Source organism: Prevotella sp. oral taxon 317 str. F0108 (assembly GCF_000162415.1).
Taxonomy (GTDB): Bacteria; Bacteroidota; Bacteroidia; order Bacteroidales; family Bacteroidaceae; genus Prevotella; species Prevotella conceptionensis.
Window position 1 is genome coordinate 7588 of sequence record NZ_GG740075.1, and the last position, 2121, is coordinate 9708.

A 2121-nucleotide genomic window follows, 5' to 3' on the forward strand; every position below is an offset into this window, starting at 1 on the left:
TATTACGACCCGAATGGGGGAAGTTACATCAGTCAAGACCCGATAGGGTTGGCAGGTGGCAATCCTACGTTGTACGCATACGTGTCGGACGTAAACTGTTGGAATGATGTTCTAGGGTTGACTGCCGAAGTATACAAATTAGTGGCAACGAAGGATGGTTATTATGATGTGTATGAATGGGGGAATGATAAGCCCGTGGGCAAAACATATTTAAAGAAAGGAGATACTTGGAAAATAGGGGAAACAACGAATTTCAGAACAAGAAAAGATGGAACTGAAATTCAAAATAGATATACTCAAAAATGGCTGAGACAAAACAATTTAGAATATAAGCGTTTACAGTATTCCCCCAATAAATCGGCAAAAACGTCATTCCAAAATTTTGAAACAAGCCGTATAGAGAAGTTTGAAAAGCAGTTTGGTAAAAAGCCAGCAGGTAATAAATGCTATCATTAAAAATGATGAACAGAGTAAGTATTCAAATTGATTCACCTAGCTATGTAAAGGTTAGTGAAATAGGCAAGGAACTTGTTGCATTTTCATTAACAATAGAAAGGAAATATCCTCAAATAGATTTTGAGTTCGCTTTTTGTTTCAGAGCGTTGTACACCACACGCGGCATCCGGTCAAAGGTCCGGTTTGAGAAGGATTGCAATTATCTTGGTATGGATTTGATAATCTCCGAAGAAGAATTTAATCCTTATAAGAATAACGTTTCTATGCAACGGCGGATTATGGGTAAGCATTTCTTCCCATTTTTTGCAGAGAACATAAAGAAATACAGAAACAAGTTGCCCGTTCTCAAACCCATTGAAAAAGACTTGGTGGAGGACATGCGCCTATTTCTCATTGAAAACCTTTGGCTACCTGACGATAGTGGCAGTTTTAAGTTGGCGGTTATAGAAAATGTTTCTTACGATCGTGCAATGGCTTTGTTCGGAAAGCCAAGACAAAAAAAGTTCACGGATACTGATAATGGTAAAATACAGGACATATTGTGGGAAGTGGACGAACAGACACAGCTATCAGCCCGATATAGGCTGATAGATAAAGTCTGGACGCTAGAAAGCTACAATATTGCAGAAGGGCAAATTGGGATTTGGAAATAGTTGACTAACGGGGTGCGCCTTCACGCTGGCGTACGACGAGCGGCACGAACTGGTGCGGCTCACCTTCCCCGACGGGCTGCACCGCGATTGGCGGTACGACGGCCGTGGCCGCATGGTGTGGGCGCGCGACGTGCTTGGGAACGTGACGGCCTACGCCTATGACGACGCCGACAACCTTGTACGCATCGAGGAAGCGGACGGCAACGTGCACAACCTCGTGTACGACGCCTCGGGCAACCTCATCAAGGCGTCGGACCTGTTGCACGACGTGGAGTTCGACTACGGCCCGCTGGGCACGCTCACGGGCAGGCGGCAGTTCGGCCGCCACGTGCGTTTCGGCTACGACAGCGAGCTGCAGTTGCGCGAGATCGTCAACGAAGGCGGGGAACGTTACGCCTTCGGGCTCGACGGACTGGGTCAAGTGGTGGAGGAGACCGGTTTCGACGGCCTGAAAAGAAAATACCTGCGCGACGGCGCGGGCAGGGTGACCCGCGTGGTACGCCCCGGCGGACGGCAGACGGACTACGAGCTGGACGGTGCGGGCAACGTGCTGGAGGAACGCCACCACGACGGACGCACCAGCCGTTTCGCCTACGACGGCGACGGCCTGCTGCTGCGTGCCGAGAACGAAGAGACGAAGGTGGCCTTCAAGCGCGATGCCGCCGGGCGCGTGGTGAAGGAGACGCAGGGCGGGCACAGCATCGTGCGCACGTTCGACCCGACGGGGCGGCACGTACGTACGGAAAGCAGCCTCGGGGCGAGCGTTGATTACCGCCACGACGGGCAGGGAAGGCTGCAGGAGATGTCGTGCGGGGAGTGGACGGCCAAGTGGCTGCGCGACGGCGTGGGGCTGGAGGCCGAACGCCACCTTACGGGCGGCGTGCACGTCACCACCCGGCGCGACAGGTTCGGGCGCGAGACGTACAAGAGCGTAGGTGCGCGCAACGTGGAGCAGCTCCGCCGCCGCTACACGTGGGACATGGGCAACCGCCTGCTGGTGGCGCGCGACGAG

Annotated in this window: 1 protein-coding gene and 2 pseudogenes; all 3 read left to right on the top strand. The window is 52.7% G+C overall.

Annotated elements, in window-relative coordinates; genetic code table 11:
• Positions 1–456: pseudogene (locus HMPREF0670_RS11460) on the top strand (RHS repeat protein); the annotation flags it as partial.
• Positions 444–1109, top strand: a complete 666-nt coding sequence (locus HMPREF0670_RS11465) for a hypothetical protein (protein WP_009231316.1) — start codon at positions 444–446, stop codon at positions 1107–1109. The pseudogene HMPREF0670_RS11460 and the gene HMPREF0670_RS11465, both read left to right, overlap by 13 nt.
• Before the next feature lie 52 nt (positions 1110–1161).
• Positions 1162–2121, top strand: a pseudogene (locus tag HMPREF0670_RS11470) (RHS repeat protein); the annotation flags it as partial.